The organism is Dyella sp. GSA-30, assembly GCF_027924605.1.
Taxonomy (GTDB): Bacteria; Pseudomonadota; Gammaproteobacteria; order Xanthomonadales; family Rhodanobacteraceae; genus GSA-30.
Genome location: NZ_AP027042.1, coordinates 4,379,681 through 4,405,514 on the forward strand (window position 1 = coordinate 4,379,681; position 25,834 = coordinate 4,405,514).

The window sequence follows — 25,834 nt, forward strand, 5'->3', positions numbered from 1 at the left end:
TTTGACCCGCCACTCCACCTTCAGCATCTTCGAAACCACGGAACCGCAGTCATGCAAAAGCTGCATTGCGAAACGTTAGACGCGTTGGATGCAGCCATTGTAGCTGCGGGTCCTGACGCCCTTTTTCGAGGGCAAGTGGAGCACTTCCTCCGAGACGATGGCTCGCCTTCGCTCACCACCTCGTTTGCGCGACGTGGTTGCATCCCCGACTTGATGGTTAAGTGGTATCACTATGCCCGACGGGTACTGAAGCGGCACGTGCACGGGTGGGACGGTGCCGCGGACATGGCTACGGATCAAGCAATCCTCCAACACTACGGGTGGATTTCCTTCTACTTGGATGCGACAGGCGACGCACGAGTGGGCGCCTGGTTCGCCAGCCATGAATTCACCGAAAGCAAGAGGTGTGAACTAGTGGAGGACTGTTTCGAGGATCCTGTGTTCCTCGTGTCAAAGGCGGCCACATTCGAACCTGCGACGAGCGTCGGAAACCTGTATGTCCTTAGCCGGAAGAAGCTTCGCTCCGCAGGACTGAGCGCTGTGCATCTGTCGGAGATTGCCACAGCCCAAGGGACTCCTCGATACGTGCGGCAGGATGCATACATGGTTGGTCCTGTGCCGCAGGCTGGCCTTTCGATGGATTTTCTCACCCACCACATCACGGCACCTGCCCATATCTTCGACGCGTATGCGACGGGTCTTTCTACAGCGTTCTTGTTCCCAGAGCCCGGAGAAGACCCCATCTTTGGCGAGTTGCTCGCCATGCCTTGGGAGAAGATTGGGCGCTCAGATGGACCTATCGACTTTTTCCAACGCGCTCTTGACCTTCCAGAATACACGCCGCACATCGTCAAGCACATGCCGCCAGCCACGGCCATGTATCGCCCGTTCTGGCTAGCGGATGCACCGCAAGATCCCGCCGACCCGGCCGTGGTCGTGCATGTGCTGTGTGGCAGCGCTCTCTTTCATGGCAGCAGCGAACTGTGCTTCTCGCTCCCCAATGTGTCGAAGCTGTTGGCAACTCACGACGGCCTCATGGTGGAACCGGATGGGCTGGTGTATCACGGCATGGGGGAGCTCTATGGAAAGGGCGTAATCGTGATGAAGAAAGAGAGCGGATTGATTGAAGTCTGCGAGTTTGGGGTCGAACACCCAGGCCTGCAAATTCATGGACTCGGCAAGTTCCCGGGTATGCACTATCGAATCGACGAGCAAGGGCTGTGGCATCGAGCAACGCAGGCGGACGACTGCGATTGCGGGTCTGATGCGCACGACGACCATATTCGTCTCTTGGGCCGGGTTGATACCGGCTTAAAGGAAGGCTTCATTGCCCTGGATTCGCCGAGGATATATTTGCAGCAGGGGCTGGCACGGGCGACCGATCCTGCTGTACTACGCGTATTTTTGGAGTCATAGACAAGCGTGGACGGGAAAGTGCTCCTTACCTAAGGAGCGCGAATATCGCCATGCTTTCAAACATCTGCATAGAAATCCTTGTGGGCATCATGGTGCCCTACAAGCCGCAGCAGGAAAATGTTGACCAATAATGGTCGGTGGGCCACGAGTTGCCTCCGACCCGAGCCGCCAAAAGCATTTGCCCCATCGCCTAGAATGCATCGCTGAGTGATAAATATCATCAGCCTCTGCGTCTACGGATTTCCTGGAACAGCGCGTTTACCGCTTCAATGTCCTGCAGAAGCTCGGCTGGCTGCGTCACCGCACGTTGCTGGCCAGCAGCGTGTGAATGGGCCCGGACGTTTCGGCAGCATTTATCGTGCAGGCGTTGGACCTCGCGGTATTCCCCTTCCTGCACGATCATCACGCCGTTGAGTCGGCCAACCGAGATGCTGTCCCGGAACCGCACGACGGTCTCATTGAGAATCGTGTCCTCGATTCCGACCTCAATCGTCACCCGAAGGTCGTCATAAGCGTTGCGGATTGCAAGCCGTTCTTCGTCCCCCGGTGGGTTATTGAAATTGTTGGCGATCCGCTGGTGATCGGCGCGATGTTGCGCGATGCGCTCGCGGTGTCGCCGCATGTCGTAGGGCAATCCTGCGTCGATGTATCCAGGGCCCTCGGCGCGATAACTGATCGACTTCACGCTGGGCGCCCGCCCGGCATCACCGCAAAGCGTGATCAGTTCTCCAAAGAAAACTGCGTCGTGGGTGAAGACGATGACTTGCCGGACGGCTGATTCCTCGACGATTCTTCGTGCCACTGCAGTTCGATGATTGTGATCGAGACTCGAGACCGGATCGTCGAACACAATCCCAGAAGAGGATCCCGATTGGTGGAGTTCCGCGAAGAAGTACGCAAGCGCACACATGCGCTGCTCGGCTTCGCTGAGCACGAGGTGCGGGTCGAGCTGGCTGTCTGGAAGGAGAATGCCGAGACGTACCGATCCCGCGTCGCCGCTTGAACTGACCCCCACGCGAATATGGTAGAGGTCAAGCTTCCTGAGCTCATCGTTCATTCTGCTGGCTAGGGCTTCGCTGACATGGGCCCTAGCGAGCTGGCCGGCGAATAGGCTGATCGCGCGCGTGTTGCCGATATCCTCAAGGCAACTCTGAAGCTTCACCCTGCGGCCGAGATTACCGACCACCTGAGCAATGCTCTCGATGTGCTCTGAAAGTATGCGCCGCGCGTCAAGTTCCTTCAGGCAAAGCCGTTTCGCCGCAAGGGCTACTGTATCCAGGTTTGCGCGCAAGGCGGTCGCTTCATCGCGCAAGTTGTCCGCGACCTGGTGGATCGAAGCGGTGGGATTTGCGCCGCGGTACGGCGGCCTGCCCTGCCATTCCTCGTTCGCTATCGCGGCCCTGAGCCACTGGAGGCGGGAGAGCAAGTCCTCCTGGAAGATTCGGATATCGGTCGGCAGTGTCTCAATGCGCCCGCGCAGGCTCTCGGACATGACCTGGGAGACAGTAAATGTGACCGTCGCCTGCCCAACATCGCGCACGAGCTGTTGCCAGGCGTTGCGCGCAGCCTGGGCGGCCTCCGACGCCGTGTCTCGGACATAGCGATCGAAGCGCTGCAAGCGATCCTTCGCCGCCGGCGTCAGCTCCTGCTGGCAAAGCACGCATTGCGCGCCTTCGCCGATTACGGGGAAGGCTTGCTCCAAATATGCCGCGCCGGTCGAATACTCGCGCGCGGCTTTGAACAGAAGCGCCCAGGGGCCTTGGCCCGTGCCGGGAAGCAGCTGCGTGGCGTCTTCGTCTTGTAGCAAGGCAGACGCGGCGCGCTCGGCTACCTCAGCGTCCAGCAACCTTCGATGCGCCGACTGCACGGTATCGATTGCTTCGTCGGACACGACACCAGCAGCTACGCGGATGGCGTTGACCAACTCGTCGACCCTTGCGGCGGCGTTGTCCATCAGGGCCGCCTTGGCCGTTGGATCCGCTTCGCTGATTTCTTGGGGCAGGCGTGCGAGTTCTGCTTGCTCGCCTGGAGTGAGCGCGGCAAGTTCGCGCGCCCGCGCCAGGTCCGTTGCCGCACTGATCTGATGCACAGCCCGGCCGGCATCGGTATCGGCGGGAATGACGTTGAACGGCGTCACATCCACCGCGAGCCCGGTGATCTCGGCCTCAAGCCGTGGACGCAATGCCTGACTGAGGCCGTTGGCCAGCTGCTGAAGATTAGTCAGGGCTACCGGCTGGAAGGTGGCTGTTTCCCGCGCCTGAAGATAATGCCGGGCGCAGTCGCCGTCGAAGACGGGAATGCCCCGAAGTTCGCTCCGAGAGACGTGGCCTTGTTGACCACTCCAGAACGCCTGATCGAGGGCGCCATCCAGCTCGAAGGTGATGGTGGCGCTCGGAGTGAGCTGCCGGAAATTCGGGTCGTAGGCATTGGCATAGACGGTGCCGGGGCTCCTGGCACGGCACGCCTGCTTCAGCACGCGTGCGTAGCCGGACTTGCCGGTGCCGTTGCCGCCGTACGCGATCGTGAGACCCTGCGCCTGGAACTCCAGAGCCTGGTCGCTCGGAATTTTCCCCACGTTGACCAGCGTATGCAGGGATCTGAGCACCACGGTCCCGCCCTGGCTCGCCTCGGCGGGAAAATGGTCCCTGGCGAACGGGATCGGTCGCGGCGCAGGATCTAGCGCACTGCCAATACCGTGGTGTTGCTTAGCAAGATCAAGGATCTCGTCAAGATCGGCATCACCCCATTCTCCTTGAACGCACAGACGCCGCAGTGCGTCCTGACGCCAAGGCGGCAGCCTGTCCGCCCAGGCCATCATTTCCTCATAAATCGCCATGCCCCTGCCTCCATTTCCCCGGGGAGACGAGCATACGGGCTAGTGCGGGGCTACCCAACTATCCAAGCGAACGACTTGAGCCACGCGGCCCACTGATGCAGGCTTGCGGGCATTTCGTCGTGGCTAGCCAGGTAGAGAAAACTGATGAGCGACATCGACCTCAATGGACGTATTCGATTGGTGCCGCTCGTCGCTACCCTTGCGGGCATTTCCCGGCCAGCACTCGATCTAGACCTGGTACTCACTCTCGCCTTGGAGGGCAAGGTGCAGTTGTACGCCCGCGTCCCTCCAGACAGGGTGGTATACGTCGACTCAACACTTCCGGTCACTACGGGTCGCAGATTCAGCGGTCCCTGGACAGGGGTCATGGGCGGTGATGAGGCCCGATACACACCTCAGTCTGACCGGATACTGCCGGACGTGAATTTCCTCCGCCTCGATGGAGACCTGGCCGAGGACTTCCAGATGACAGTACGATGGACGAGAGCAGGATGGGCGAGCGACATAACCTTCCCTTCCGGCCTCCAGCCCCATCGCCGCGCCGACCTGGCAAAGGAGGGATGGCTTGAACCCTGCGAATTCGGTACCGCACTAGTCGTTTGTCCCGCGCTTACGCCTGAGGAGGTGGAGCAGTGGCACCGCGTGAGCCGCAAGCACCTGCGAGTCCCTCTCGACGACGTTTATGTCGACGAGCAAGTCACGGTTATCCTGAAGTACGGCTATGCCCCCATTCGCGACGCTTCCGAGTATCTCTATCAGGTCGAAGGTGTGTACGTCCTGTACTGTGCAGCCGCGCTCTTTTACGCGGAGCTGAAAGATGCGCCCCGCGGGACCAAGAAAAACACCTCAAAGAAGACGGCGGCCCGTAGTACCCAGAACGACATCGTCGAAAGAGCGGCCGCCTGGATGCGAGAGAAGCTTCCGGCACTAGGGAACACCGACGCCCAACAGGTGGCGAAACTGATCAATCCAGGACTTCGGCGAAATAGCGGCGTTGACAAGAAGGATCAAAAGGTATTTGGCAGCGGCGTTCTCGGTAACGCCGTTTTCAGCACTAACTACCAACAAGAGGACTTTGTTACCGATGAGTTGGCACTCGTCCTCTATGTCACCGAACGTTTTCTCCAAAACCAGGCAGAATCCAAGGATCCCCTTTGGAAGCCAACCGCTTGTGTGCAGATCGAGAACGAGTTCGAGCGGCTCGGTTTCAACAAGAGAGAGCGCGAAGCTTTGGCTCGGCTCGTTCTGTATCCCTATTCAAAGCCTGAGATCAGACCTGCCCAAGATCGCGTTGACCAGTGACATGTCATGTTCCGGTTTGCGTGGCGCACCGCGCTTCGCAACGCCCACGGGACGCGAGTCGTTTCCCCGGAACAGATTGCGATGGAAGCCCGTCTGGACCTGGCAGTGCCCTTTCGTGAGGTAACGAATGGCTTCGCGCAGTCCCATGAGCATCCGACGGTCACTGACGTGCACCACGCCGAGACAGTTCAGGGGGTACTCGTGGCGCCTTGCCCAACAATTGAAGTAGGAGCCGCAGCCATCGCTGAAACGTAGCTTCCATGCCTCTCCCAGTATCTCGGAGTAGTGGCCCGCCCGCTGGTACCGGTGACCGTCCATGGCAACCAGAACGTGGAGGTGAATGCCCCGGCGGAAACCCTTCTCGCGCTTGCAGATCCACCCCTTGACACCCGGAACGACCCGCTCCTCCCGCAGGGCACGCAGAAAGCTCTTCATGCACCTGTCGGATGCCGCATCAGTCATCTGCTTCTGATGATCCGGCGTAATGTAGAGATCCACCCGCAGGATAAGCAACTTCGAGTGTTCCTCGAACTTCGATGCCATGTACCGGCAGTACTCCGGAAAATTCTCCTTCTCGTTGCGGCTAAAGTTGTTATCGAGGTACTTGAAACGCTTGGAACGGCACACGCGGCGAACGAACGCCAGTAGGTGATCCAATGCCTTGCGCACCGATCCATCGCTGGCAGCCGCAGGGTCGTAACGATGCCACGATACGACCGGCATCGCCTTCTGGCAGGCTCGAAGCATCACGGTCAGCCATGGGTTGAATTCGACAGTGAGTCTCTCGCCCCCTTCCTCAGCACGACTCCACCCCACCCTAGCCGGTGCACGGGACGGATATTGACGACGGTAGCGCCCCGGATAGAGCGTCTCGATCAAGGGAACGGCCTCGCGCATCATCGCCATGATGTCCTCGCCGAGAGACGTGAGTCGATGGATGTAATGAACAGAGGGGATACCGAGGGTTTTGCGCCGGGTAAGCTCCGTTGCTGCCCGGTCCGTTCTGGCAATCCGCTTGGCTATTGTCTCCAAGCGATCCAGCCATTCTGGCTCGTCCATTTCTTCGGTGGCATTCACCACACCATCGCGGGTGTGCTGCAAGCCTTTGGACAAGCGCTGGTATGCGCGCTCGCTCTCGGCCACCTCACGCTCCATCACTCCCATCTCAGTACAAGTACTATCGAAGCTAACGACTTGGTTCTTGGGCTTCACGATACGGTCCTCTACACATTTCACTTCGCATACCTCTGGGCATGCGTCCATCGGCTTTAGGGAGGCGTACGCCGAACGCCCCTGTCGCCTCCAATGACTTCCGGCTCAAAGGCGGAACCCCGTGTCACCATCGACCTGATGCCCTCGCGCACTGAGACGACGGCGATGGTTGTCGTACTGCTGCACGTCAGCGACCAGCGGCAAGTTCACACACCACTCGTACACCTCCGCCGCAAGCCAACCTTTCGCCGAGCGCCCACTGCCGCCACCCAAACTCCGCGGTTGCGGAAAATGGCGATCGAAAAAGCGACTGTCGCCGTCATTGCGGTTCCGGATGGAGGAAGGGCTTAACCCCGTCGTCTTCGAGACTTCTGGTTCACGCAAGATCAGCCTCGGCACACCTACGGTCTGCATCAGGTGTGCGCACAAAGCCAACTGATCCATGGCGGTTAGACCGCCGACAACGTCCATCGCATTGCGCATCGCAGCGTTCAATGCATGCTTAGCCAACATCTGCTTGCTCCGTCGTTGAAAGGCGCGCATTGAAGCCCCGAAATGGACGAGACTCAAAGCGATTGCTCGTCGACCCAGGAAGACAGAAAGGGTGCAAATGGCTTCAGATAAGGCATTGCCGCCGCATCTGGGTTGAAAATCGGGGCAATCACCGTACCCTTCAGTGAGAGTTATCACTCCACCAGGGGCATGCCATTCCCTGCAATTCGTCTTGTCGCTACCGCTGGCAGCTCTTCTTGGTGTCGCCCCGACGTCGTCTCCTTCCCCCATTAAATTCCAGTTGCAATTACATAGGGAACCGGAAAGATGCGTCTCGTGCCTTGCCGCTGGGACGCCCCCATCGCAGGGCGATGGGCCCGCGTAAAGGACCATTTCCACGTTTCGACCACGTGTTGACTTGGCGCCATTCGTAGTCTCGAAAGAAGCTTGCCATTCAGCGGCATCTCAACCGTTCACGCACCGATGGCTGAGCTGCATATGTCGTGTGGGAACGACATCAGCAACGGGACATCGACGGGAGACCATATGCTCGCAGAGCGCCGGGCTGCAGGATCGGCGAAGCCCGCAGACTTGCCAGCCCCCCCTCTCAGACGCGAGGTCGACCTCTGAGGGAAATCGGCAGCCACGCCACTGGCTAACGCGGCAGCCCCCACGCATAGATAAAGGATGGGCCCAGGTAAAAATACTTCGCCCCCGGTGCTGCTGGCATTTAGAACGCAATGGGAGGCGCCACACCCTGTACGGCGCGACCAAGAATCCGGTCAGGTGGCCACTTGGCACCACGTCAGATGGCCGTCCAAATGATGGCTACTTAGTTCAAAGCGTTGAATTCCATGGCTTTGATCGCAAACCACAATGAAAGGCAACTACTCGTGTTGCTTTTCGTTGCGAACCTCTTCGCAATGAGCTGCAATCCACGATATTTGACATCCATAACACCCTACTGAGCAGGTCGCCCCTGCTTCTTCCGCATGGCCTTCATGCGTGAGCCTTTTTATCTAGGAGTACGAGTGATGTTTGACCGTTCTTGGATTGGCTATCCCTGTCCGTCGCTGTTCGAATACCTGGTCGTGTTCGCCGTCCTGTTTCTGGCTGGCAACCTATGGGCCGTGTGCGTCCGCTGCTACTTGGAATACCGGATGGAGGAGCGGATCCATGCATAACCTGGCACTAGAGCGTGAGTGGGAATCGGAGCACGAGCTGATGGACGTGACGCCGCGTTGCCCAAAGTGTGGCTCGGCCCACATCGAGGCACGTAACCTGGCGCGGCGGTTCGGCGGGGCCATTGGCGCCATCGCCGGCACGACCAGCGGTGCGGCTCTGGCATTGGCGGGCGCAGAGGTCGGCTTGGTGGCCGGCCCCCTCGGTGCCGTCCTGGGTGGCGTGGCCGGTGTCGTCATCGAGGCCATCGTCGGTGGCGCCGCCGGTTGTGCCGCGGGGTCCAGGCTCGGCGACGCGATTGATCGGAACATCCTGCACAACCGGCAGTGTGGTGCCTGCGGTTACCGATTCAGCGACAAGTCGTAATCCGCGTTAATTGCGGTTCTTTGCACCCTTCATTCCATCCCCTCGCACACGCACAGAGCCCGGCTTTCGCCGGGCTCTGTGCATTTATGTGCTTCATCTAAGGAGTCTGTAATGCATCTGGTTCAATCGATGGCGTACGTGGGCGCCGTCCCGTGGCATGGCCTCGGTCAGCGCCTCGCCCCCAACCAACCACTCGAAGTGTGGGCCCAACAAGCCGGCATGGACTGGAGGATCGAAAGCGCCGACGTGCAATTCGACGCCGATGGTGCGTACCGGTGTGCGATCCATACCTACCCGGAGCAGAAGGTGCTCTACCGCTCGGACACCAAAGCACCGCTGTCCGTGGTGTCCCGGCGGTACAAGGTGGTGCAACCAGCTGAGATTCTGGAGTTCTATCGCGATCTCACAGAGATTGGCGGCTTCGAATTGGAGACGGCCGGCGTACTTAAAGAGGGACGCAAACTCTGGGCGTTGGCACGAACGGGCCACAGCGTGACCCTCAGAGGCGGCGACACAGTTAACGGCTATCTGCTGCTAGCGACAGCCTGCGACGGCACGCTTGCGACCATGGCGCAGTTCACCTCCGTCCGCGTGGTTTGCAATAACACGTTAGCGATTGCCATCAACAATGGCGCAAATGCCATCAAAGTGCCCCACCACCGCCGTTTCGACGCCCAGGCCGTTAAGAAACAACTTGGTGTTGCCACGACACCTTGGTCGGATTTTGCGTATTACATCAAGGCTCTCGCTGATCGCCCTATGGCCGAGGCAGAGGTCTCTCGATTTCTGGAGAATATCTTCGCGCAGCCAATCAACGACACTCCGAAACCTCCGGGACTGGCTATCAATGTGTTTGCGTCCAAGAAAGTGCGAGAACTCTATGCCGGCCAAGGCCGAGGCGCTGGACTGGCTTCGGCCAATGGAACCGCTTGGGGCTTGCTCAACGGTGTAACGGAGTACATCGACCATCATCGCCGCGCTCAAGGCGCTGATTACCGCCGAGATGCAGCCTGGTTCGGCCTGGGCGCCGCACTGAAGCAAAGAGCATGGGATGAGGCGTCAAGACTGATCGCTTAAGGACGCAGCAGCGGGCTCGGCGCAAGAGTGCCGAGCCCCTTAGTGCGGATTCAAGCTTCCTGCGTCCCCAACCTAAAGCACACGCTTCCTATGCAGACCAAACAAGCCATCACCGTCCTGTCCGCGCTCGCTCAAGAATCGCGACTGGCTGTATACCGCTTGTTGGTAGAGCATGCACCCGATGGTCCGGCGGCGAGCGTCATCGCCGAAAAGCTAGGGCTGGCTAACGCCACCCTCTCGTTCCATCTGAAGGAACTCGTGCATGCCGGGCTGATTACTCCGCGCCAGGAAGGGCGTTTCATTTATTACTCGCCCGTCCTGTTGCTCATGAATGAGCTCGTGGCCTATCTCACCGAAAACTGCTGCTGCGCTTCTGGCCAATCCTGTACGCCAACAGCGACAGCCAAGCCCATAGTCAAGGTTCGCCCTGCGCGAAAGCGCACCGCGTGACAATCAGGCACAGCAGCTGGGCGCTTCCTGCGGAATGACCTGACCGCCGACGAAATCTCTGTACGTCTTGTAGGCTTTCAGGGCCCACATCTCGCCGACACAACCGCCCATGGTCGAGGCGACGGCCAGCAGTTCGCCCAGCTCTGCCTCGGTCGCGCCGCGCGTGACTGCCTGTTGGACGTAGAACACAATGCACGGCTCGCAGCGCGCCGAAATCGACCACAGCATGGCGCTGAGTGCCTTTTGGCGCGCTGGCAGTGCCCCGTCCGTGAAGATGGCGGCTTCGCGCATGTGCTGGATATGCCGGGTCACCCCGTGGGTGACTTTGGCGAAGTCGCTCATCAGGTCGAGCGCAGGATCGATGGCCTTCAACGACATAAACGTGACCTCTCAGCGTTGGACCGTGGAGGGATAGCCGGCATCCGTGGTCGCCTGCGTCAGCGCGGTGAGCTGCGCTTTTGCATCATCGTAGGTGACCGTGACGGTCTTCTGCGCCACATCCGAAGTGATCGCACTGACACCCGCGACTTTTTCCAGGGACTTCTTGATGGTGATCGGGCATGTCGGACAGGTCATGCCAGGGACTGCGAGCGTGACGGTGTGGGTAGCTGCCAGGCTCGCCGTGGACACGGCGCTGGTCAGGACGAACACAAGAGCGAGCATCGTTTTCATAGGGGTTTCTCAATAGAACCAGGGTGCGGCATAGGGAAAGGCGAAAGCGATCAACACCAGGACGACAACGATCCAGAACACCAGCTTGTAGGCCCAACGTACCGCTGGCGCGGCGCAGACCTCACCTGGCTGGCAGGCGGCCACCGGGCGGTAGATGCGGCGGTACGCGAAAGCCAGTGCGACTAGGGAAATGATCAGGAACCACGGACGAAACGGCTCCAGCCGGGTCAGCTGACCGATCCAGGCACCGCTCAGGCCGATGCTGACCAGGATCAGGGGACCGAGGCAGCACGCAGACGCCAAAACGGCGGCCAGGCCGCCGATCGCCAAGGTGCTTTTCTCGCTACCGCTTCGCGCCACTGCCGCGTCCTATGGGAAGGAAGGAATGTTCAGCGTAACCTTACTTCCGTAGTTAGCTACGGAGTCAACCGCCCATGACCTACACGATCGGCAGCCTGGCCAAGGTCACCGAGGTCCACATCGAAACAATCCGCTATTACCAGCGGCGTGGCTTAGTCGCCGAGCCCGCCAAACCCTTGGGCGGGATTCGTCGCTACGACGAGGCCCATGCGAGCCGTCTGCGGTTCATTAAGCATGCGCAAACGCTGGGCTTCAGCCTGGATGAGGTCGTAGATCTACTGGCCTTGGAAGATGGGCGTCACTGCCGAGAAGCCGAGCAGCTGGGTGCGAACAAGTTGGCGATGGTCCGCGAACGTATCGCGCAACTGCAGCGTGTCGAACTCGCACTCGCTGCCCTGATCGATCAATGCCACTGCAATGCGGGTCAGGTGCGATGCCCGTTGATTGCCGCGCTGGAGCAAGCCGCGTAAGGACGATGGATCCTTCAAGTAACCATCGCACTCAGCAATCAGGGGTGTTGAAACAGCGCGTAGAGAAATGACTGGGTAGTACCAGAGGGCGTTCGATGCTCTTCCGACAGTGCATCCAGCAACCGGAAATCGTCGCCAAGCGTCTGGGCGAGACCTGGGACATCGTAGTGTGCGGTTTTCAGCCCGCTGCATTTGGTGGGACCGGCAATGCCGAAGGTGGCTACCACTGCATATCCGCCAGGCTTGAGCGCATGGGTGAGCTGCCGGACGTACGCCGCGCGCTGCTCCGCCTCCACCAAGAAGTGAAACACCGCGCGGTCATGCCACACGTCGTAGCGCGCAGCTGGCAAGGGAGCATCGAGCAGATCGGCGACCTGCCAGATCACCTGGTCGGCGGATGCGCCGAGGCGGTGGCGAGCCATATTCAGCGCCTCGGCCGAAAGGTCCAGCACACTGAGATCGCGATACCCACGGGCAAGCAGATCGTCGACGAGGGTCGACGCGCCGCCACCGACATCAAAAATCGCCGTATCCCGATTCGGCGCCACCCGTTCGATCAGGGCAAGCGAGCGCTCCAGATGCGGTCGATACCAGCTGACAGTGTCGGCTGCCTTCGTCTGATAGACCGATTCCCAGTGGTGCTGGCGATCCTTGAGGTTGTCGGGCGAGTGAGTCATGCACGTTCTCTGTGTGGCCGCGTATTGGCACGTGCCTGGTTGATGCTGGTCCGACCTCGCATTTTTCCCAAGCGCCACGTGAAAGTGGCGCTGGAACTATGCACCCAATAGAACGCAGAGCAGAGACGCGACAACGCACCATGCGACCGCTAGTAGTGGGGGCCACTTGGAAGCAACCAGTCCGACAAAGGCGATCAGCGCGATGGCGAAATCCTTGCTTCCTCGAATGGCGCTGACCCATACCGGATCGTAAAGCGCGAAGGCCAGCAGGCCGACCACGACAGCATTCACACCAGCGAGCATCCGCACGGCCTGCGTCCGAGCCGCCAGTGCGCGCCAGAACGGAAGAGCACCTGACACCATCAGCAGACCCGGCAGAAAGATAGCCAGCAGGCCAACAGTGGCACCCAGTGCGCCGCCTTGCCCACCGTGCAGTTCGCCACCGAGGTAAGCCGACAGGGTGAACATAGGCCCCGGAACGGCCTGGGCGGCACCGTAACCCGCCAGGAACCGATCCGGCGTGATCCAGCCCGGATCCACCACGGCTTGCTTCAGCAACGGGAGCACCACGTGGCCGCCGCCGAAGACCAGAGCCCCGGTGCGATAGAAAGCGCTAGCGACCTGGCCCAGCGGTGGCAAGAAGGGGGTGGCCAGGAGCGCGATGGCCAGCAGTACTGCATAGGCGACCAGGAAACCCGTGCCGGTACGGGGTCCGTAATGCAGAGCGAACGTTTCTCCCACCTTTGCCTCGACCTGCCGACAGGCCCATGGACCAAGCACTGCACCGCCGGCCACCACCAGCAATTGCATCCAGGCGCTCGGACTGAGGGCAATGAGGCCGACCGTGGCCGCAGCCATGAGGGCACGAGGCCGGTCAGGACAGAGCGTGCGGGCCATGCCCAGCACGCCTTGGGCGACGACCGCCACGGCGACCAATTTGAGGCCATGGATCACCGCCTGCCCCCAGGGCCCAGCCAGTCGGCTGCTCGCTTCCGCAAAAGCGAACATCAGGAGCGCCGAGGGCAGTGTGAAGCAGATGAAAGCCGCCAGAGCACCCGCCCAACCGGCCCGCAGCAGGCCGATCGAAAAGCCGAGTTGGCTGCTCGCGGGTCCGGGAAGGAACTGGCACAGGGCAAAGAGCTGCCCGAAGTGTTGTTCATCCACCCAACGGCGCCGTTCCACAAACTCCCGGTGGAAATAGCCGATGTGTGCGATGGGGCCGCCAAAGGACGTCAATCCCAGGCGGAGGAAAACGCGCGCCACTTCGAGGGGGTGACCAGGCGGTGTACGGGTAGATGGAGCGTCCATCGTCGAGAGACTCATGTGCAATCGAACAACGCCATGAAGCCGAAGTCCATGTGCAGTTGCATGTGGCAATGGAACAGAGACAGACCTCGCTGATCGGCGATGAAGTCCACCTCCATGGTTTGGTAGCCGCCCAGCATCGCCACATCCTTGATGACGCCGCTGGTCAGCTGCCCCGCAATGCGGGTGATCTCGAAGCTGTGCCGATGCAGATGCATCGGGTGGATGTCGTCACTGGCGTTGTGCATCCGAAGTCGGTAGCGCCGCCCGTGGTGTAACTGGAACAGGGGCTTCATTGCCTTCATGTCGAAGGCGACGTCATTGATCGTCCACCGGTTAAAGCCGCCAAGGGCCGCATTCTGCTTGGCGAACGTCATCTCAATGATCTCGTCAGGCTCCGCCGCGCGGGCATCGGGCTTGGCAAATCGCCGATAGTCCCAGGCAAAGGGTTTCGGCTTCTCCCAGCGTGGCTTGCCGTGCTGACCGGCATATTCCACGACGATACCCATGCCATGCTCGCGATCATCGTCGGCCAGGTCGCCCATCACCCAGACACCCGGGTGTTTCATCTCCACGATGGCGCTGATGCGCTCGGCGGTGCCTAGCCACAGCACGGGTACCTCGGCGGGACGCGGCACCGGATTGCCATCCAACGCGACCACCTTGAAGGTGTGGCCCGGTAAGGCAAGGCTGCGGATCTCGGTCGCACTGCCGTTGATGATGTGGAACATCACGCGCTCACGGGCTTTCACCCGGATCGGTTCACCGTGACCCAGCATGCGGCCGTTGATGGCAAATGCCTGATAGCCCACCTCATAGCCGTGCGCGGTACCACCGGCCAATGACTGCTTCATGGCGGTCTCGCCGCGCTCTTCCAGCGAATGGTCGCGAGCACCCGGCTGCAAGAAGTCCATGGCCATATCGCCGCCCTTGCTGAAGAACGGGTCGAACTCTTTGAGGACCAGGAACACTTCGCGGTCAAAGGCGCCCGGGTCCTGCCGCGGCTCGATGTAGATGGCGCCCACTTGGCCGCTGTATTGGCCGAGGGAAAGGTCGCTGCCGGCCACGACATGCGTGTGATAAAAGCGCAGCCCCGCCGGGCCCGGAGTGAACGCCAAGCGCCGCATGCCATGCGGCGGAATGAAGGGTGTGCCTTCTTCCGCGGCGCCATCCACGCCGACGGGCACGGTTTGCCCGTGCAAATGAAGTTGCTCAGGCACATCCGTGTCGTTGTGGACATCCAAGACGACAGGCTGTCCTTCTTTGAGTCGAAGGAGTGGACCGGGGAATTGGCCGTTGTAGGTCGTCGTGGAGACGATATGGTCAGGTGCAAGCTCCACCAGACTGCGGGCGATGCGCAGCGTCTGGTCTGCCTTACCCGTCGGTGGTGCCATCGGCACAGCCTGAGCGTTCGCTTGACGGGTCCACTCAGGAAGACCGGTGGCCACGGCGGCCAAGCCACCTAGTTTCAGGAAATCGCGACGATCCATCGACATGGGTTGCCTCGCCATCGGGAAAAGAGAATGCGGAAGAAGGGGCTGGAAGCCGCAGCGACCGGGTTACGCGGTTGTGCTCCAGCGTTTAAGGGGCAGTGCTGACTGTGGGATGGCGTCGGCGGGCGAGCCATGCATCCACCGATCCACGCCCACCTCCCTCGATCAGAAGGTAGATCGCGCCCAGCAACATGCCGAAATCGTTGCGCGCTTCGTGCGCCATGCTCCAGAACCCGTACCTCGGCAGTGGAGCGACGTGGAAGATCCAGAAGTCGTGACCCAGCAACATCGGTACCTTCGTTGAAACGATCGCGACAACCATCACGATGATCAGCGGAATGGCAGCGAGACGAGTGAGAAGGCCCAGAATGATCAGCAGTCCGCAGGTGGTCTCGACCACGCCAACGAAAGGACCAAGCACGTCTGGCCAAGGAATGCCGATCTTCGCAAAACGTCCCGCTCCGAGAATGGCGGGAAACACGAGCTTTTGAAGGCCCTCGGGAAAGAACACCACTAGGCCCACCAGCAGGCGAATGAGTAGCGTTGACGCGCTGGCTTTGGTGTCGAAGAGTCGTACAGCGCTCATCGTTCGGCTCCTGAATCGGATTCATGGAAAAGTTCACCGAATAGCTCGCGGACTTTGCGCTTAGCTCCCTCCAGGGCCCGACGACCGCGTGGGGTCATTTTGTACATACGCCGAGCGATCTTGCCCTCGCGCATCTGCGTGGACTTGAGATAACCCTTCTTCTCAAGCCCGTGGAGGACGGGGTACAGGGTGCCAGGGCTGAGCTGATACCCGTGATGAGCCAGCTCTTCGATCATTTCCTGACCGTAAATGGGCGCCTGGGCCGCATGATGCAGAACATGCAGTCGAATCAGTCCGGCATAGAGATCCCGGTCATCCATTGCGCACACACCCAACTGTCAAGCTGCTGCAATATCGATATTCGATAACGTAGTACGTTAAGGGGTGTCCGGCAAGACGACGATGGCCAAGCTCTCAGGTACAAGCAAGTTGCCTGACAGCTGGCATGCTGCCGTTCCTTCAGTTCGGCCGAACATCCTCTTCTCCACCACTTATCGAGACTTTCATGAAGATGAAGAAGATTGCGTGTGCGGCTGTGCTCTGTGTGTTGGGAGGCTCGGCCTTCGCATCATCCAGTCATACAGACCAGATCGGCGAGGGCCCGATTCCCAAAGGCATTCCTAAGCTTGATCACGTTTTTGTCATCATGATGGAGAACCACGGCGCCGCGCAGCTGCTCAACAATCCGAACGCGCCCTTCATCAACCAGTACCTTCACCAGGCCAATTACGGCGCAAATTATTTCGCGATTGCGCACCCCAGCCTGACGAACTACCTGGAGGTCACCGGCGGCTCCAATTTCGGCATCCATAGCGACAACAGCCCTGAGTGGCATAGCAGTACCTGCATCACCAACCTCCAGAGTGGCACCGCTAACACGGAGCATCCCAAGAGCCCCAAGATTTGCCCCATCGGTGGCACGGGCACGGACGCTGAGACACCGGCAATCGACCTCACCAACGAAACGCAGGGGGCGCCGGGAACCGTCAATATCGATGGCAAACAGAGCATTCCCGCATCCAAGCACACCGTCGGCAAAAGCATTGCGGACCAGTTGGCCGCCGCCAAGATGACGTATCGGAGCTATCAGGAAAGCTTGCCGGCCAGCGGTGCGGACCACGTGAATTCCAGCGACGGCGTGTTCACCAACAGGACTGACTTCGATGCCATGACCTCGAAGATCGATCCGCCGCTTTCCAAGAAAGACATCGTCGCGCTCTATGCCGTTAAGCATGATCCATTTGCTTATTTCAAGAGCACACAGGAAGGAACGGATCCGCTCAATACGCTGGCCAACACCGTTCCCTTTGACGGCTCCCATGGCCTGTACGCCGACCTAGCATCCGATCAGGTCCCAAATTTCTCGTTCATCGTGCCAAACCAGTGTCACGACATGCATGGACGAGACAACGTCTCGCGACTGTGCGCCTACGATTCCAGTAATGACGGCACCGCGGAAGGCTTGAATCCGGCACTCATACGCGCGGGCGACACCAGCGTGGAAACCATCGTCAATGCCATTAAGGCATCGAAGACCTGGCAGTCGGGCCATGATGCCATCGTCGTCGTGTGGGACGAGAACGACGAGGCGAAGGCCCCGAATCCCAATCAAGTCCTGCTCATTGTGGACACCAACTATGGGTCCCGTGGCGTTGTCAGCCAGACGCGCTACAGCCATTTCTCGCTTCTGAAGACCCTGGAGTCAGGGTTTGGCCTGCCGTGTTTGAATCATGCGTGCGATGCCAGTACGAACACCATGACAGACCTCTTTAAGGCTCCTTGAAAACTTCAATTCGAGCCCATGGAAGAGCCCAATGCGACGCTTTCGCCGTGATCATCGAACAATCGCCGTTCGATAAGCAGCAAGTGATCGCTCCCGATCAACAAGACCGCCTTCAAACGAAAGGCCAAACATCTCGCAGAAGGTGGAAAACTGCTGCGCGCATGCCTTGCACCCGCGCTCTCCAGCGCGTGGCAGCCCACAAGCCTGCCCCCTCTTCCACGACAAAGTCAGCGACCTTGGCGCGACCCAACCAAAAGCGAACCGCGTAGACTCAGAAGTCACCGATTTCGCGGAGAGCACTGATTCCAACGGCCTTGGCAGCCAAGGATAAGGGAACACCGCAGCAAGCATGAGATGCATAAAGCCCGGCTCTCGCCGGGCTTTATGCATTCCTTCGCCGTGCCAATCCATGTACACCAAACGCGTCACTGCCTGCCTTTTTCGCCAGCCATTTTCTTTGCTTCACTCAGAAGTTTTGCGCGCTCTGCTTTGGAAAGCTTCGCAAAGGCGAGCAGCAGGTCAGCCTGATCATCATCTTCTGCAAATAAGTAGGCCAATGGCACATCCAGCGCCCGTGCCAGTTCGGCCGCAGTATCCATGTCCGCCCGATTGACCTCTTGTTCGTAGCGATTGATACGAACGCTACCGTTGGCTTTGTCTTTAGACACAAGCCCTCCCAGCGCACGCTGCGATAGCCCCCGCAGGGCGCGTGCTGCCTTCAAGCGTTTCGCAAAGATGGACGTGACGGACTGAGTCAAGCGGAGGTGGTCGTAGCTGAACCAGGGACAGCATGGCCCATATACCTCTAGCGCAGTAGTCTATACCGTATCAGTATATATCCACTAAATCTGCAGTTCCCAGACTAGGGACAGCGGGGGTAATCCCCGGGTCCCTCTCACCGCCACACAGGGGCAATGCATCAATGAACCGGAACATGGAAGGCACTTCTTCGCTCGTAACCAAGGCGCTGGCGATCACCTCCGCGCTGTACCTAACCGCCTGCAGTGGCGGAGACATATCCAGACTGAAAGCTCAAGCAATCGCCTCCAGCCCATCCTTCACCATTGGCCAGGCGTTTGATCACAGAAACGCCTGCGCGGAGGTGTCCTGGAATGAAAGTACGGACGATCGCGGACGCAAGGTGATCGAGTACCGCTGTACCTTCAAGGTTGACAAGTCTTACTACGAGAAATCACAGCAAGCAGCGATCGACCAATTAAACAAAGCCATGTCGCGAGAACAAGAAGGTTACGAGAGCGGACTCTCCCAGCAAGCCAAAACGCTCGATGACCGGCAAAAGCAGGAAGCGGCGATGGAGAGCCAACTGGAACAACAGTCCTCAGCCGCCAATCCAGATGCATTGTTTCTCAGCCATCAGATTGACCGGATGAAGCAAGACACCGCCTCATTCACCGCCGAATACCAGCAAAAGAAAGCCAACGAGCAGCAAGCACTGACTCAGATCCAGAACAATTACCAGGCGTCTATTGCGAAGGTAAAAGCGAACGGATTGATTACCGGCGCTACCGAGACTTTTCAGTGGACGGTCAATGACAGCGGCAACACTTTGATCGCAGGCAGCATTGACATTCAGACCGACAACGGAAAAACGTCTCATCAGGACTATTCGGACACCCTCATAGATCGCGCCATTGACGCCATTGTCAGAAATGAAGCATCCGATCTGCCCACCTACGTCCGGAAGGTATTTGTGTTCTAGCCATGCGCGTAGCCGCTGTAGTCGTAACGAACGCCACTACGAACCGCAATGGCTACCGATGACCAACAACTAGAAGCAACAACGGCTGGTATACCGAATGGCATACCAGCCGCTTCTTCTCGCGTTAAAGTTATTTTCTTTCAATAACTTAAGCGAATTCACTGGCGGAGAGAGTGGGATTCGAACCCACGGTAGGCTTACACCTACGGCAGTTTTCAAGACTGCTGCCTTAAACCGCTCGGCCATCTCTCCATGGAATTGTTCGCATTGCGCGAGGGCGGGATTCTAACAGGAATAGCTGGGTTGCCCTACCCTTGGGGAGGCATGTTGCGGGCTATGGGCTTACGGTGGGTGGCTGTTGTTGATTCTGGTGTGGGGGCGTAGCCGAGGGCCAGGTAGAAGCGGGAGGCGGCTTCGGTGTCGGTGCGTAGGACCAAGGAGGTGAATGTCCTGGCTGCCTGCTGCTCGATGGCTTTGACTAGCTGGATGCCTATGCCGTGGCCGCGACTGTTTGGGTGGATGTAGAGGTGCCGGATGCGGCCGATGTGGGGGTCGTTGCTGTAGGGGTCTTGGGTTAGGCCGCAGACACCTAGGAGGTCGCGTTGTTCGTAGGCGCCTAGCAATGTTTCGCCTGGGGCGTTGAAGCATTTTTGGCCGGCAAGGTATTCCTCTCTCAGCCGCATGAGGAATCGGAATCCCTCCGCTGTACTGGCTTCGATAAGCGGGGTCAGTTGCTGCCAGGGTGGTGGGAGGAGGGTTTGGATTTCCATGTGTGGGGGCTTGGACCTCTGGAACTCTCTCCGGAGGGTTATTCCGAAGGATGGCGGGGACCATGAGTTGCGCCCTGTCGTGTAGAGGCGCTGGGCCCCGGCGTTCGCCGGGGCGACGGTGAGGTGGTGATGCGGGGTGGGTTATCCCGGGGGATTATCAGCAGTGGACTCCCAGGTTTACCGGATCAGGAGTGACCGGTGGTTGGTCTTGCCTGTCTTTTTTCAACAGCGAATCAGTGCTCGCCTGTCAGAGCGGTATGCGGCAAGTATCCGTGCTGAGGAATGGATTCCGGCCTTCGCCGGAATGACGAGTAGGAAGGGTTTCTAGGGGTTTCCTGATTCGCCCGCTTTTCGCGGTCAGGAATGGCCGGTGGATGGCCTTGCCTGCCCCTTCTTCGACAGCGCAATCAACGCCCACACAATGATCCCCACCGGAATCGCCGCACCAACGATCGGCAACAGCAGCACCGGCTCGCGGATGACCATCGGGATCAACTGGGTGGCGGCACCATAACCGATGACCCATAGACGCACCGGCCGGCTTTTGCGGCCGAACCAGAACGCCGCCGTTACCGCGACGAAGGCGATCCAGCTCAGCACCAGATCAAGCGTGGGCAGGATCCAGACGCTGGCAAATCCCAGCCGGATGATAAGCACGGTAAAGAGAACCGCCAGCAAGAAGTAGCTGGCGGTCCATTCGACTTTGTTCCAGTTGCCCTGCCCGCTCATTCGTTTGCCTTCAGGCGATGGTATCGAGGTTGCGCATGTACGGGCGCAGCGCTTCGGGGACGGTGATGGAGCCGTCGGCGTTTTGGTAGTTCTCCATGACCGCGATCAGCGTGCGGCCCACCGCGAGACCCGAGCCGTTCAAGGTGTGGACGAGTTCGGGCTTGTTGGTTTCCGGGTTGCGGACGCGTGCCTGCATGCGCCGCGCCTGGAAGTCTTCGCAGTTGGAGCAGCTGGAGATTTCGCGGTAGGTATTCTGGCTGGGTAGCCATACTTCCAGGTCGTAGGTCTTGGCGGCGGAGAAGCCCATGTCGCCAGTGCACAACAGCTGCTTGCGGTACGGCAGGCCGAGGGCCTGCAGCACTTTTTCGGCGTGGCCGACCATTTCTTCGAGCTGCGCGTAGGAGTCGCCAGCACGGGCGATCTGCACCATTTCGACTTTCTCGAACTGATGCTGGCGGATCATGCCGCGCACGTCACGGCCGTAGCTGCCGGCTTCGGCGCGGAAGCACAACGAATACGCCGTCATGCGCAGCGGCAGCGTGTCGGCGTCGACGATGCTGTCGGCAACCAGGTTGGTCAGCGAGACTTCGGCGGTGGGAATCAGGTAGCGCTTCGATTCGCCGACCTGGGTGGAGAACAGGTCTTCTTCGAACTTCGGTAGCTGGCCGGTGCCGTGCAGCGCGTGCTCGTTGACGATCACCGGCACGTTGCATTCGAGGTAGCCGTGCTCGCCGGTGTGCAGGTCGATCATGAACTGCGCGAGTGCGCGATGCAGGTGCGCGAGCTGGCCGCGCAGCACGGTGAAGCGTGCGCCGGAAAGCTTGGCGCCGGCTTCGCCGTCGAGCCAGCCGTGGCGTTCGCCGAGCACGACGTGGTCTTTCACGTCGAAGTCGAAGTTGCGCGGTGTGCCCCAGCGGATGACTTCGACGTTGTCGTTTTCGTCCTTGCCGACCGGGACGGATTCGTGCGGGATGTTGGGCACGCCCAGCGTGATGGCGGCGAGCTTGGCCTGTACGTCGGCCAGTGCGGTTTCGTTGGCCTTGAGCTTGTCGCCGATGCCGGCGACCTCGGCCATCAGCGGCGCGACGTCTTCGCCCTTGGCCTTGGCCTGACCAATTGCCTTGGAACGAGTGTTGCGCAGGTTCTGCAGCTCCTGCGTTTCGGTGGACAAGTGCTTGCGCTCGCTCTCCAGCGCTTCGATGGCGGAGACGTCCAGGGCGTAACCGCGGGTGTCCTTGAGGCGCGCGGCGGTTTCGGCCAGGCGCGTACGCAGTAGAGCGGGGTCCAGCATGATCTCGTCCCGTGATGGCTTGAACGGGGAATTATCGCTGGGGGGTGGGGATGCCGCAAATGGCTTGGAGCGGGGAACGGGGAATGGAAACGGCGCGAGAAAGTGCTGCCTCCCGTTTCAATATCTTAAATCATGGGGGGCTTGCGGCAAGTCCCCTGTGGTGGTGCTCAATCGCCGGCCTCAATGGGCCTCGAAAACCTGCCCTTCGCCGGGACGACGGTGAGGGGGTTGGGGTTGTTCGGGGTTCTTGGGGTGACCCTTCGTAATGGGAGTGGCGATATGAGCTTGCTGTTATCGGTGTACAGGCCGCGGTGGAGTCTTGAGTCCGTGGTCGTGTTTGCGGCTTGGTTGTGTGTGTTCGGTTCCAAGGAGTCCACCGTGTGGGTGCTGGCGGCGGGGGCGTGGCTATGAGGGCGCATGCCGTGGTGATCGCGGGTGGCGGGCCGGCAGGGCTGATGTTGGCTGGGGAGCTGGCCTTGGCGGGGGTCGATGTCGCGATCGTGGAGCGACGCGCCAACCAGGCCCTGCCCGGCTCTCGGGCGGGTGGCTTTCACGCACGCACCATCGAGGTGTTCGATCAACGGGGTATCGCGGACCGATTTCTGTCGGAGGGACAGATGGTGCAGATCGTGGGGTTTGCCCGGGTCACCCTGGACATCAGCGACTTCCCTACCCGGCACAACTACAGCCTTGGGCTGTGGCAGAACCATATCGAGCGGATTCTTGCCGGCTGGGTCCATGAGCTGGGTGTGCCGATTTACTACGGTAGCGAGGTGACTGGTTTTGCGCAGGATGCGTCTGGCGTCGACGTCGCGTTGGCCGATGGCCAGTTGCTGCGGGCCGAGTATCTCGTTGGATGCGATGGCGGGCGCAGCTTGATCCGTAAGGCGGCCGGCATCGAATTCCCTGGATGGGATCCGACCATCAGCAGCCTGATCGCCGATGTCGAGATGACCGAGCTGCCGCCCATGGGCATTCATCGCACGGCGCTTGGCGTCCACTCTTTCGGCCGGGTGGAGTACGAGATTCGCGATGGCGAGGTGATCTTCAAAGACGAAGGGCCGGTGCGGGTCATGCTGACCGAGGCGCAGGTCGGCGCCACTACCGAACCTGGCTTGGACGATCTGCGCGAGGCGCTTATCGCTGCCTGCGGGACCGACTATGGGGTGCACAGCCCTACCTGGATATCACGGTTTACCGATGTGACCCGGCAAGCTGCGACCTACCGCAATGGGCGGGTGCTATTGGCCGGCGATGCTGCGCATATACATGCGCCGGATGGTGGGCAGGGTTTGCAGACCGGCGTGCAGGATGCGGTGAATCTGGGGTGGAAGCTGGCGCAGGTGGTCAAGCGGATCTCGCCCGAAAGCCTGCTCGATACCTATCACACCGAGCGTCATCCGGTGGCTGCGCGCGTGCTGCAACTTACGATGGCCGCGATTGGACTTCGTCGTCCGGATGAACGTACGACTGCGGCGCGCGACATGATGGCGGAGCTGCTTGGTATGGACGAGCCGCGTAAGCACTTCGCCGGGATGCTGACCGGGCTAGATATCCACTACGACCTTGGCGAGGGGCATCCCTTGCTTGGGCGGCGGATGCCTGATCTCGATGTCGTTGCTGCCGATGGAGCGACGCGTGTTTTTACGCTGCTGCATGGTGCGCGGGCGGTGTTGCTTAACTTGGGTACGCCGGGTGGTTTTGATATAGCGCCGTGGGCGGATCGGGTTCGGTGGGTCGATGCGCGTTATGACGGGGTGTGGGAGCTGCCGGTGCTTGGCGTCGTGGCGGCGCCTGTTGCGGTGTTGATTCGGCCGGATGGGTATGTGGCTTGGGTTGGTGAGGGATCCACGCAAGGGCTCGTTGAGGCGCTGACGATGTGGTTTGGGGCGCCAGCGTTTGTGTAGCTTTTAGTGTGCAAATTGGAGGGGTTCCGCGAGCACCCGGCCCCCTCACCCCAACCCTCTCCCCCGGCGGAGCCAGGGGAGAGGGAGCTTCTTTTTTTAGCGTGCGCGGCGGCCTAGCCACCATGCCATGGCCGCACCCGCCAGGATCCATCCCACCAACTGCTCGACCAAGGCGGCCAAGGTGAAGTCGAGTGGGAACCGATACCAGTTCCAGTACGGCACCATCGTGCATAGCCAGCTGAAGATCGCCGCTGCGATGGCAATGCTTATGCGACGGCCGAAGCTGAAAGCGGCCAGCCCCATCACGAAGGCCAACGCCAAGGCCGCCAGCGTGTCCGATGCCCATTGACGCCCCAATTGCGGGCCCATCTGGGTCATGTTGTCGGCCTGGGGCATATATACGATGAAGGCATAGGGCGCGTTCTGCACTTTTTGCGTGTAGAGCTGCAACGCGCCTTTGTCGGACATTTTGTCCGGAGCGAGCGACGGCACCATGTAGATACCCGCTTGCTGGCCCAGGCCGGGGCGCAGGCCGTTCAGTGCCGCGTCTTCGTTGATGGGCTGATGGATGCCGACCATGCCCAGCCCCAGTATCGTGTGCGCCAGCGCGCCCCAGATGAAAATCACGATGCCGCCAATAATCCCTGCAACAAGTACGCGCATGATCAGCCCTCCCCGGTTCTCATCGATGGTGGCTGCAATCTAGAAGCGACATGCCATCAACGCAACCAGACGGAAGGTCGATTGCCTCAAAGCTGCCTCCACGGCGCCCTTTTTGTCCGCGACAGTGCATCGGCCCTACCTGCGGAGAGCACGATGAAACCTTTGACGCGCTGCACTATCGCCTTCGCCCTGGCTGTTCTTGCATGGCCCGTTTTCGCCACCGATGCCATGCAGGCCCGGCTCGATGCGATCGCGCAACGAGCACGCCCCGCCACGTTCGGTATCGCCGTGCTCGATGTGCAAAGCGGCAAGACGTGGCAGGTCCATGCCGATCGCGGCTATCCGATGATGAGTGTGTTCAAGGCACCACTCGGTGCGGCGGTATTGGCGAAGGTCGAGCGCGGCGAGCTTTCGCTAGCGCAAAAGATCACGCTGACACGCGCCGATCTGCGTCACGGGCGTAGCCCCATCGCGGATCACTTTCAGGGCGACAGCACGACGATGACGTTGCGCGATTTGTTGGCGGCTGCCGTCAATGAAAGCGACAACACCGCGGCGGATGCCTTGCTGCGCCTGATTGGCGGCCCGGCCAAGCTGACGGCGTTTTTGCGCGCGCATGGTATCGAGGGTATTCGTAGCGATCGCGGCGAAGGCGATATCTACAACGATGTGATGACGCCGAATGTGCAACGCGGCGTAGCCACCTATATGACCGACCCGCGCGATACCAGCACACCCATCGGCGCGGTAGATTTTCTGCACAAGCTTTGGCTCAACCAATTGCTGTCGAAAGAGTCGACGCAATACTTGTTGTCTTTGATGACGAATGCGCGGCCACGACGGCTTGAAACCGGCTTGCCCAAGGGCGTGACGTTTGCGCACAAAGGCGGCACCTCCGATACGTTCGACGGCATGACGCCGGCCTTCAACGACATCGGCATCGCACGCTGGCCGGACGGCCATGCGGTGATCGTGGCGGGGTTTCTGACCGGGTCCCGGGCACCGGAAACCGAACGCGCGGCGCTATTCGACGCCCTGGGTAAGGCGGTAGGCGAACTGGGGCACTAAAGCGCCC

The 25,834-nt window shown here is 60.1% G+C and carries 27 protein-coding genes and 1 tRNA gene; 11 read left to right on the forward strand and 17 right to left on the reverse strand.

Annotation, left to right across the window (positions count from 1 at the left end; all coding sequences use genetic code 11):
• Nucleotides 1-51: 51 nt before the first annotated feature.
• On the forward strand, nucleotides 52-1,416 hold the full coding sequence (locus tag QMG46_RS18460) for an FRG domain-containing protein (RefSeq protein WP_281849329.1): 1,365 nt from the start codon (nucleotides 52-54) through the stop codon (nucleotides 1,414-1,416).
• Nucleotides 1,417-1,636: 220 nt separating this feature from the next.
• On the opposite strand, the gene QMG46_RS18465 is transcribed toward QMG46_RS18460, so the two are convergent.
• The gene (locus QMG46_RS18465; RefSeq protein ID WP_281849330.1) at nucleotides 1,637-4,252 is read right to left on the reverse strand and encodes an AAA family ATPase; all 2,616 of its coding nucleotides are present in this window, start codon (nucleotides 4,250-4,252) and stop codon (nucleotides 1,637-1,639) included.
• Nucleotides 4,253-4,396: 144 nt separating this feature from the next.
• On the opposite strand from QMG46_RS18465, the gene QMG46_RS18470 reads away from it, so the two are divergent.
• Nucleotides 4,397-5,554, forward strand: a complete 1,158-nt coding sequence (locus QMG46_RS18470; RefSeq protein WP_281849331.1) for a hypothetical protein — start codon at nucleotides 4,397-4,399, stop codon at nucleotides 5,552-5,554.
• Here QMG46_RS18470 and QMG46_RS18475 read toward each other — a convergent pair.
• Together QMG46_RS18475 and QMG46_RS18480 are read right to left on the reverse strand one after the other, a co-directional pair.
• The gene (locus QMG46_RS18475) at nucleotides 5,510-6,766 is read right to left on the reverse strand and encodes a YagK/YfjJ domain-containing protein (RefSeq protein WP_281849333.1); all 1,257 of its coding nucleotides are present in this window, start codon (nucleotides 6,764-6,766) and stop codon (nucleotides 5,510-5,512) included. The two genes, QMG46_RS18470 and QMG46_RS18475, sit on opposite strands and share 45 nt — an antisense overlap.
• Before the next feature lie 105 nt (nucleotides 6,767-6,871).
• Nucleotides 6,872-7,279, reverse strand: a complete 408-nt coding sequence (locus tag QMG46_RS18480; RefSeq protein WP_281849334.1) for an AlpA family phage regulatory protein — start codon at nucleotides 7,277-7,279, stop codon at nucleotides 6,872-6,874.
• Nucleotides 7,280-8,292: 1,013 nt separating this feature from the next.
• Here QMG46_RS18480 and QMG46_RS18485 point away from each other — a divergent pair.
• From QMG46_RS18485 to QMG46_RS18500, 4 genes are all read left to right on the forward strand, one after another.
• Nucleotides 8,293-8,442 (forward strand): hypothetical protein, encoded by a 150-nt coding sequence (locus tag QMG46_RS18485; protein ID WP_281849335.1) that lies wholly within the window; start codon nucleotides 8,293-8,295, stop codon nucleotides 8,440-8,442.
• Complete coding sequence (locus QMG46_RS18490) at nucleotides 8,435-8,806, forward strand: hypothetical protein (RefSeq protein ID WP_281849337.1); 372 nt, start codon at nucleotides 8,435-8,437, stop codon at nucleotides 8,804-8,806. Before QMG46_RS18485 ends, QMG46_RS18490 begins: the two co-directional genes overlap by 8 nt.
• 111 nt (nucleotides 8,807-8,917) lie before the next feature.
• The gene (locus tag QMG46_RS18495) at nucleotides 8,918-9,883 is read left to right on the forward strand and encodes a TIGR03299 family phage/plasmid-derived protein (RefSeq protein ID WP_281849338.1); all 966 of its coding nucleotides are present in this window, start codon (nucleotides 8,918-8,920) and stop codon (nucleotides 9,881-9,883) included.
• Between the two features lie 90 nt (nucleotides 9,884-9,973).
• Nucleotides 9,974-10,333: an ArsR/SmtB family transcription factor gene (locus tag QMG46_RS18500; protein WP_281849339.1), complete on the forward strand. Its 360-nt coding sequence runs from the start codon at nucleotides 9,974-9,976 to the stop codon at nucleotides 10,331-10,333.
• 3 nt (nucleotides 10,334-10,336) lie between these two features.
• On the opposite strand, the gene QMG46_RS18505 is transcribed toward QMG46_RS18500, so the two are convergent.
• Genes QMG46_RS18505 through merT form a run of 3 tightly spaced genes read right to left on the reverse strand, consistent with a single transcriptional unit; the run spans nucleotide 10,337 to nucleotide 11,365 of the window.
• Nucleotides 10,337-10,711, reverse strand: a complete 375-nt coding sequence (locus QMG46_RS18505) for a carboxymuconolactone decarboxylase family protein (RefSeq protein ID WP_281849341.1) — start codon at nucleotides 10,709-10,711, stop codon at nucleotides 10,337-10,339.
• A 12-nt stretch (nucleotides 10,712-10,723) separates the two neighbouring features.
• Complete coding sequence (gene merP, locus QMG46_RS18510; protein ID WP_281849342.1) at nucleotides 10,724-11,005, reverse strand: mercury resistance system periplasmic binding protein MerP; 282 nt, start codon at nucleotides 11,003-11,005, stop codon at nucleotides 10,724-10,726.
• Between the two features lie 9 nt (nucleotides 11,006-11,014).
• A complete protein-coding gene (gene merT, locus QMG46_RS18515; protein WP_281849343.1) occupies nucleotides 11,015-11,365 on the reverse strand; it encodes a mercuric ion transporter MerT in 351 nt (116 codons plus the stop codon).
• Between the two features lie 74 nt (nucleotides 11,366-11,439).
• Between merT and QMG46_RS18520 the strand changes: the two genes are divergently transcribed.
• The gene (locus tag QMG46_RS18520) at nucleotides 11,440-11,835 is read left to right on the forward strand and encodes a MerR family transcriptional regulator (RefSeq protein WP_281849344.1); all 396 of its coding nucleotides are present in this window, start codon (nucleotides 11,440-11,442) and stop codon (nucleotides 11,833-11,835) included.
• 38 nt (nucleotides 11,836-11,873) lie between these two features.
• Here the strand turns inward: QMG46_RS18520 and QMG46_RS18525 are convergent, their stop codons facing one another.
• From QMG46_RS18525 to QMG46_RS18545, 5 genes are all read right to left on the reverse strand, one after another.
• Entirely contained in the window at nucleotides 11,874-12,512 is a 639-nt protein-coding gene (locus QMG46_RS18525) for a class I SAM-dependent methyltransferase (protein WP_281849345.1), read from the reverse strand.
• 96 nt (nucleotides 12,513-12,608) lie between these two features.
• Nucleotides 12,609-13,820 carry a chromate efflux transporter gene (gene chrA / locus QMG46_RS18530; RefSeq protein WP_281852923.1) on the reverse strand — a complete coding sequence of 404 codons (1,212 nt, stop codon included), beginning with the start codon at nucleotides 13,818-13,820 and terminating at the stop codon, nucleotides 12,609-12,611.
• Nucleotides 13,821-13,831: 11 nt separating this feature from the next.
• Nucleotides 13,832-15,313: a multicopper oxidase family protein gene (locus QMG46_RS18535; protein WP_281849347.1), complete on the reverse strand. Its 1,482-nt coding sequence runs from the start codon at nucleotides 15,311-15,313 to the stop codon at nucleotides 13,832-13,834.
• Between the two features lie 85 nt (nucleotides 15,314-15,398).
• A complete protein-coding gene (locus QMG46_RS18540) occupies nucleotides 15,399-15,896 on the reverse strand; it encodes a DoxX family protein (protein WP_281849349.1) in 498 nt (165 codons plus the stop codon).
• Nucleotides 15,893-16,216 (reverse strand): PadR family transcriptional regulator, encoded by a 324-nt coding sequence (locus tag QMG46_RS18545; RefSeq protein WP_281849350.1) that lies wholly within the window; start codon nucleotides 16,214-16,216, stop codon nucleotides 15,893-15,895. Before QMG46_RS18545 ends, QMG46_RS18540 begins: the two co-directional genes overlap by 4 nt.
• A gap of 185 nt (nucleotides 16,217-16,401) precedes the next feature.
• Here QMG46_RS18545 and QMG46_RS18550 point away from each other — a divergent pair, with 185 nt between their 5' ends.
• Nucleotides 16,402-17,679: an alkaline phosphatase family protein gene (locus QMG46_RS18550; RefSeq protein WP_281849351.1), complete on the forward strand. Its 1,278-nt coding sequence runs from the start codon at nucleotides 16,402-16,404 to the stop codon at nucleotides 17,677-17,679.
• A gap of 425 nt (nucleotides 17,680-18,104) precedes the next feature.
• Here the strand turns inward: QMG46_RS18550 and QMG46_RS18555 are convergent, their stop codons facing one another.
• Nucleotides 18,105-18,347, reverse strand: coding sequence for an XRE family transcriptional regulator (locus QMG46_RS18555; RefSeq protein WP_281849352.1), 243 nt, complete (start codon nucleotides 18,345-18,347; stop codon nucleotides 18,105-18,107).
• A 266-nt stretch (nucleotides 18,348-18,613) separates the two neighbouring features.
• Here QMG46_RS18555 and QMG46_RS18560 point away from each other — a divergent pair, with 266 nt between their 5' ends.
• Nucleotides 18,614-19,399: a hypothetical protein gene (locus QMG46_RS18560; RefSeq protein ID WP_281849353.1), complete on the forward strand. Its 786-nt coding sequence runs from the start codon at nucleotides 18,614-18,616 to the stop codon at nucleotides 19,397-19,399.
• Between the two features lie 162 nt (nucleotides 19,400-19,561).
• On the opposite strand, the gene QMG46_RS18565 is transcribed toward QMG46_RS18560, so the two are convergent.
• The 4 genes from QMG46_RS18565 to serS form a co-directional block, all read right to left on the reverse strand.
• Nucleotides 19,562-19,651, reverse strand: a tRNA-Ser gene (locus QMG46_RS18565).
• Between the two features lie 56 nt (nucleotides 19,652-19,707).
• A complete protein-coding gene (locus QMG46_RS18570; protein ID WP_281849354.1) occupies nucleotides 19,708-20,169 on the reverse strand; it encodes a GNAT family N-acetyltransferase in 462 nt (153 codons plus the stop codon).
• A gap of 357 nt (nucleotides 20,170-20,526) precedes the next feature.
• Nucleotides 20,527-20,898: an LrgA gene (locus tag QMG46_RS18575; RefSeq protein WP_281849355.1), complete on the reverse strand. Its 372-nt coding sequence runs from the start codon at nucleotides 20,896-20,898 to the stop codon at nucleotides 20,527-20,529.
• A 10-nt stretch (nucleotides 20,899-20,908) separates the two neighbouring features.
• Nucleotides 20,909-22,189, reverse strand: a complete 1,281-nt coding sequence (gene serS / locus QMG46_RS18580) for a serine--tRNA ligase (protein ID WP_281849356.1) — start codon at nucleotides 22,187-22,189, stop codon at nucleotides 20,909-20,911.
• 407 nt (nucleotides 22,190-22,596) lie between these two features.
• Between serS and QMG46_RS18585 the strand changes: the two genes are divergently transcribed.
• Nucleotides 22,597-24,096, forward strand: coding sequence for an FAD-dependent monooxygenase (locus QMG46_RS18585; protein ID WP_281849357.1), 1,500 nt, complete (start codon nucleotides 22,597-22,599; stop codon nucleotides 24,094-24,096).
• Between the two features lie 96 nt (nucleotides 24,097-24,192).
• On the opposite strand, the gene QMG46_RS18590 is transcribed toward QMG46_RS18585, so the two are convergent.
• A complete protein-coding gene (locus tag QMG46_RS18590; RefSeq protein ID WP_281849358.1) occupies nucleotides 24,193-24,759 on the reverse strand; it encodes a hypothetical protein in 567 nt (188 codons plus the stop codon).
• Nucleotides 24,760-24,912: 153 nt separating this feature from the next.
• On the opposite strand from QMG46_RS18590, the gene bla reads away from it, so the two are divergent.
• On the forward strand, nucleotides 24,913-25,827 hold the full coding sequence (bla, locus tag QMG46_RS18595; RefSeq protein ID WP_281849359.1) for a class A beta-lactamase: 915 nt from the start codon (nucleotides 24,913-24,915) through the stop codon (nucleotides 25,825-25,827).
• Nucleotides 25,828-25,834: the final 7 nt, after the last annotated feature.

Coding starts and splice junctions, on each gene's coding strand:
- QMG46_RS18570 (WP_281849354.1), bottom strand. CDS start 20,169: ATGGAAATCCAAACCCTCCTCCCACCACCCTGGCAGCAACTGACCCCG.
- QMG46_RS18520 (WP_281849344.1), top strand. CDS start 11,440: ATGACCTACACGATCGGCAGCCTGGCCAAGGTCACCGAGGTCCACATC.
- QMG46_RS18505 (WP_281849341.1), bottom strand. CDS start 10,711: ATGTCGTTGAAGGCCATCGATCCTGCGCTCGACCTGATGAGCGACTTC.
- QMG46_RS18460 (WP_281849329.1), top strand. CDS start 52: ATGCAAAAGCTGCATTGCGAAACGTTAGACGCGTTGGATGCAGCCATT.
- QMG46_RS18550 (WP_281849351.1), top strand. CDS start 16,402: ATGAAGATGAAGAAGATTGCGTGTGCGGCTGTGCTCTGTGTGTTGGGA.
- QMG46_RS18495 (WP_281849338.1), top strand. CDS start 8,918: ATGCATCTGGTTCAATCGATGGCGTACGTGGGCGCCGTCCCGTGGCAT.
- merP (WP_281849342.1), bottom strand. CDS start 11,005: ATGAAAACGATGCTCGCTCTTGTGTTCGTCCTGACCAGCGCCGTGTCC.
- QMG46_RS18535 (WP_281849347.1), bottom strand. CDS start 15,313: ATGTCGATGGATCGTCGCGATTTCCTGAAACTAGGTGGCTTGGCCGCC.
- QMG46_RS18490 (WP_281849337.1), top strand. CDS start 8,435: ATGCATAACCTGGCACTAGAGCGTGAGTGGGAATCGGAGCACGAGCTG.
- QMG46_RS18575 (WP_281849355.1), bottom strand. CDS start 20,898: ATGAGCGGGCAGGGCAACTGGAACAAAGTCGAATGGACCGCCAGCTAC.
- bla (WP_281849359.1), top strand. CDS start 24,913: ATGAAACCTTTGACGCGCTGCACTATCGCCTTCGCCCTGGCTGTTCTT.
- QMG46_RS18500 (WP_281849339.1), top strand. CDS start 9,974: ATGCAGACCAAACAAGCCATCACCGTCCTGTCCGCGCTCGCTCAAGAA.
- chrA (WP_281852923.1), bottom strand. CDS start 13,820: ATGGACGCTCCATCTACCCGTACACCGCCTGGTCACCCCCTCGAAGTG.
- QMG46_RS18540 (WP_281849349.1), bottom strand. CDS start 15,896: ATGAGCGCTGTACGACTCTTCGACACCAAAGCCAGCGCGTCAACGCTA.
- QMG46_RS18485 (WP_281849335.1), top strand. CDS start 8,293: ATGTTTGACCGTTCTTGGATTGGCTATCCCTGTCCGTCGCTGTTCGAA.
- QMG46_RS18480 (WP_281849334.1), bottom strand. CDS start 7,279: ATGTTGGCTAAGCATGCATTGAACGCTGCGATGCGCAATGCGATGGAC.
- QMG46_RS18590 (WP_281849358.1), bottom strand. CDS start 24,759: ATGCGCGTACTTGTTGCAGGGATTATTGGCGGCATCGTGATTTTCATC.
- QMG46_RS18560 (WP_281849353.1), top strand. CDS start 18,614: ATGGAAGGCACTTCTTCGCTCGTAACCAAGGCGCTGGCGATCACCTCC.
- serS (WP_281849356.1), bottom strand. CDS start 22,189: ATGCTGGACCCCGCTCTACTGCGTACGCGCCTGGCCGAAACCGCCGCG.
- QMG46_RS18465 (WP_281849330.1), bottom strand. CDS start 4,252: ATGGCGATTTATGAGGAAATGATGGCCTGGGCGGACAGGCTGCCGCCT.
- QMG46_RS18585 (WP_281849357.1), top strand. CDS start 22,597: ATGAGGGCGCATGCCGTGGTGATCGCGGGTGGCGGGCCGGCAGGGCTG.
- QMG46_RS18470 (WP_281849331.1), top strand. CDS start 4,397: ATGAGCGACATCGACCTCAATGGACGTATTCGATTGGTGCCGCTCGTC.
- QMG46_RS18545 (WP_281849350.1), bottom strand. CDS start 16,216: ATGGATGACCGGGATCTCTATGCCGGACTGATTCGACTGCATGTTCTG.
- QMG46_RS18525 (WP_281849345.1), bottom strand. CDS start 12,512: ATGACTCACTCGCCCGACAACCTCAAGGATCGCCAGCACCACTGGGAA.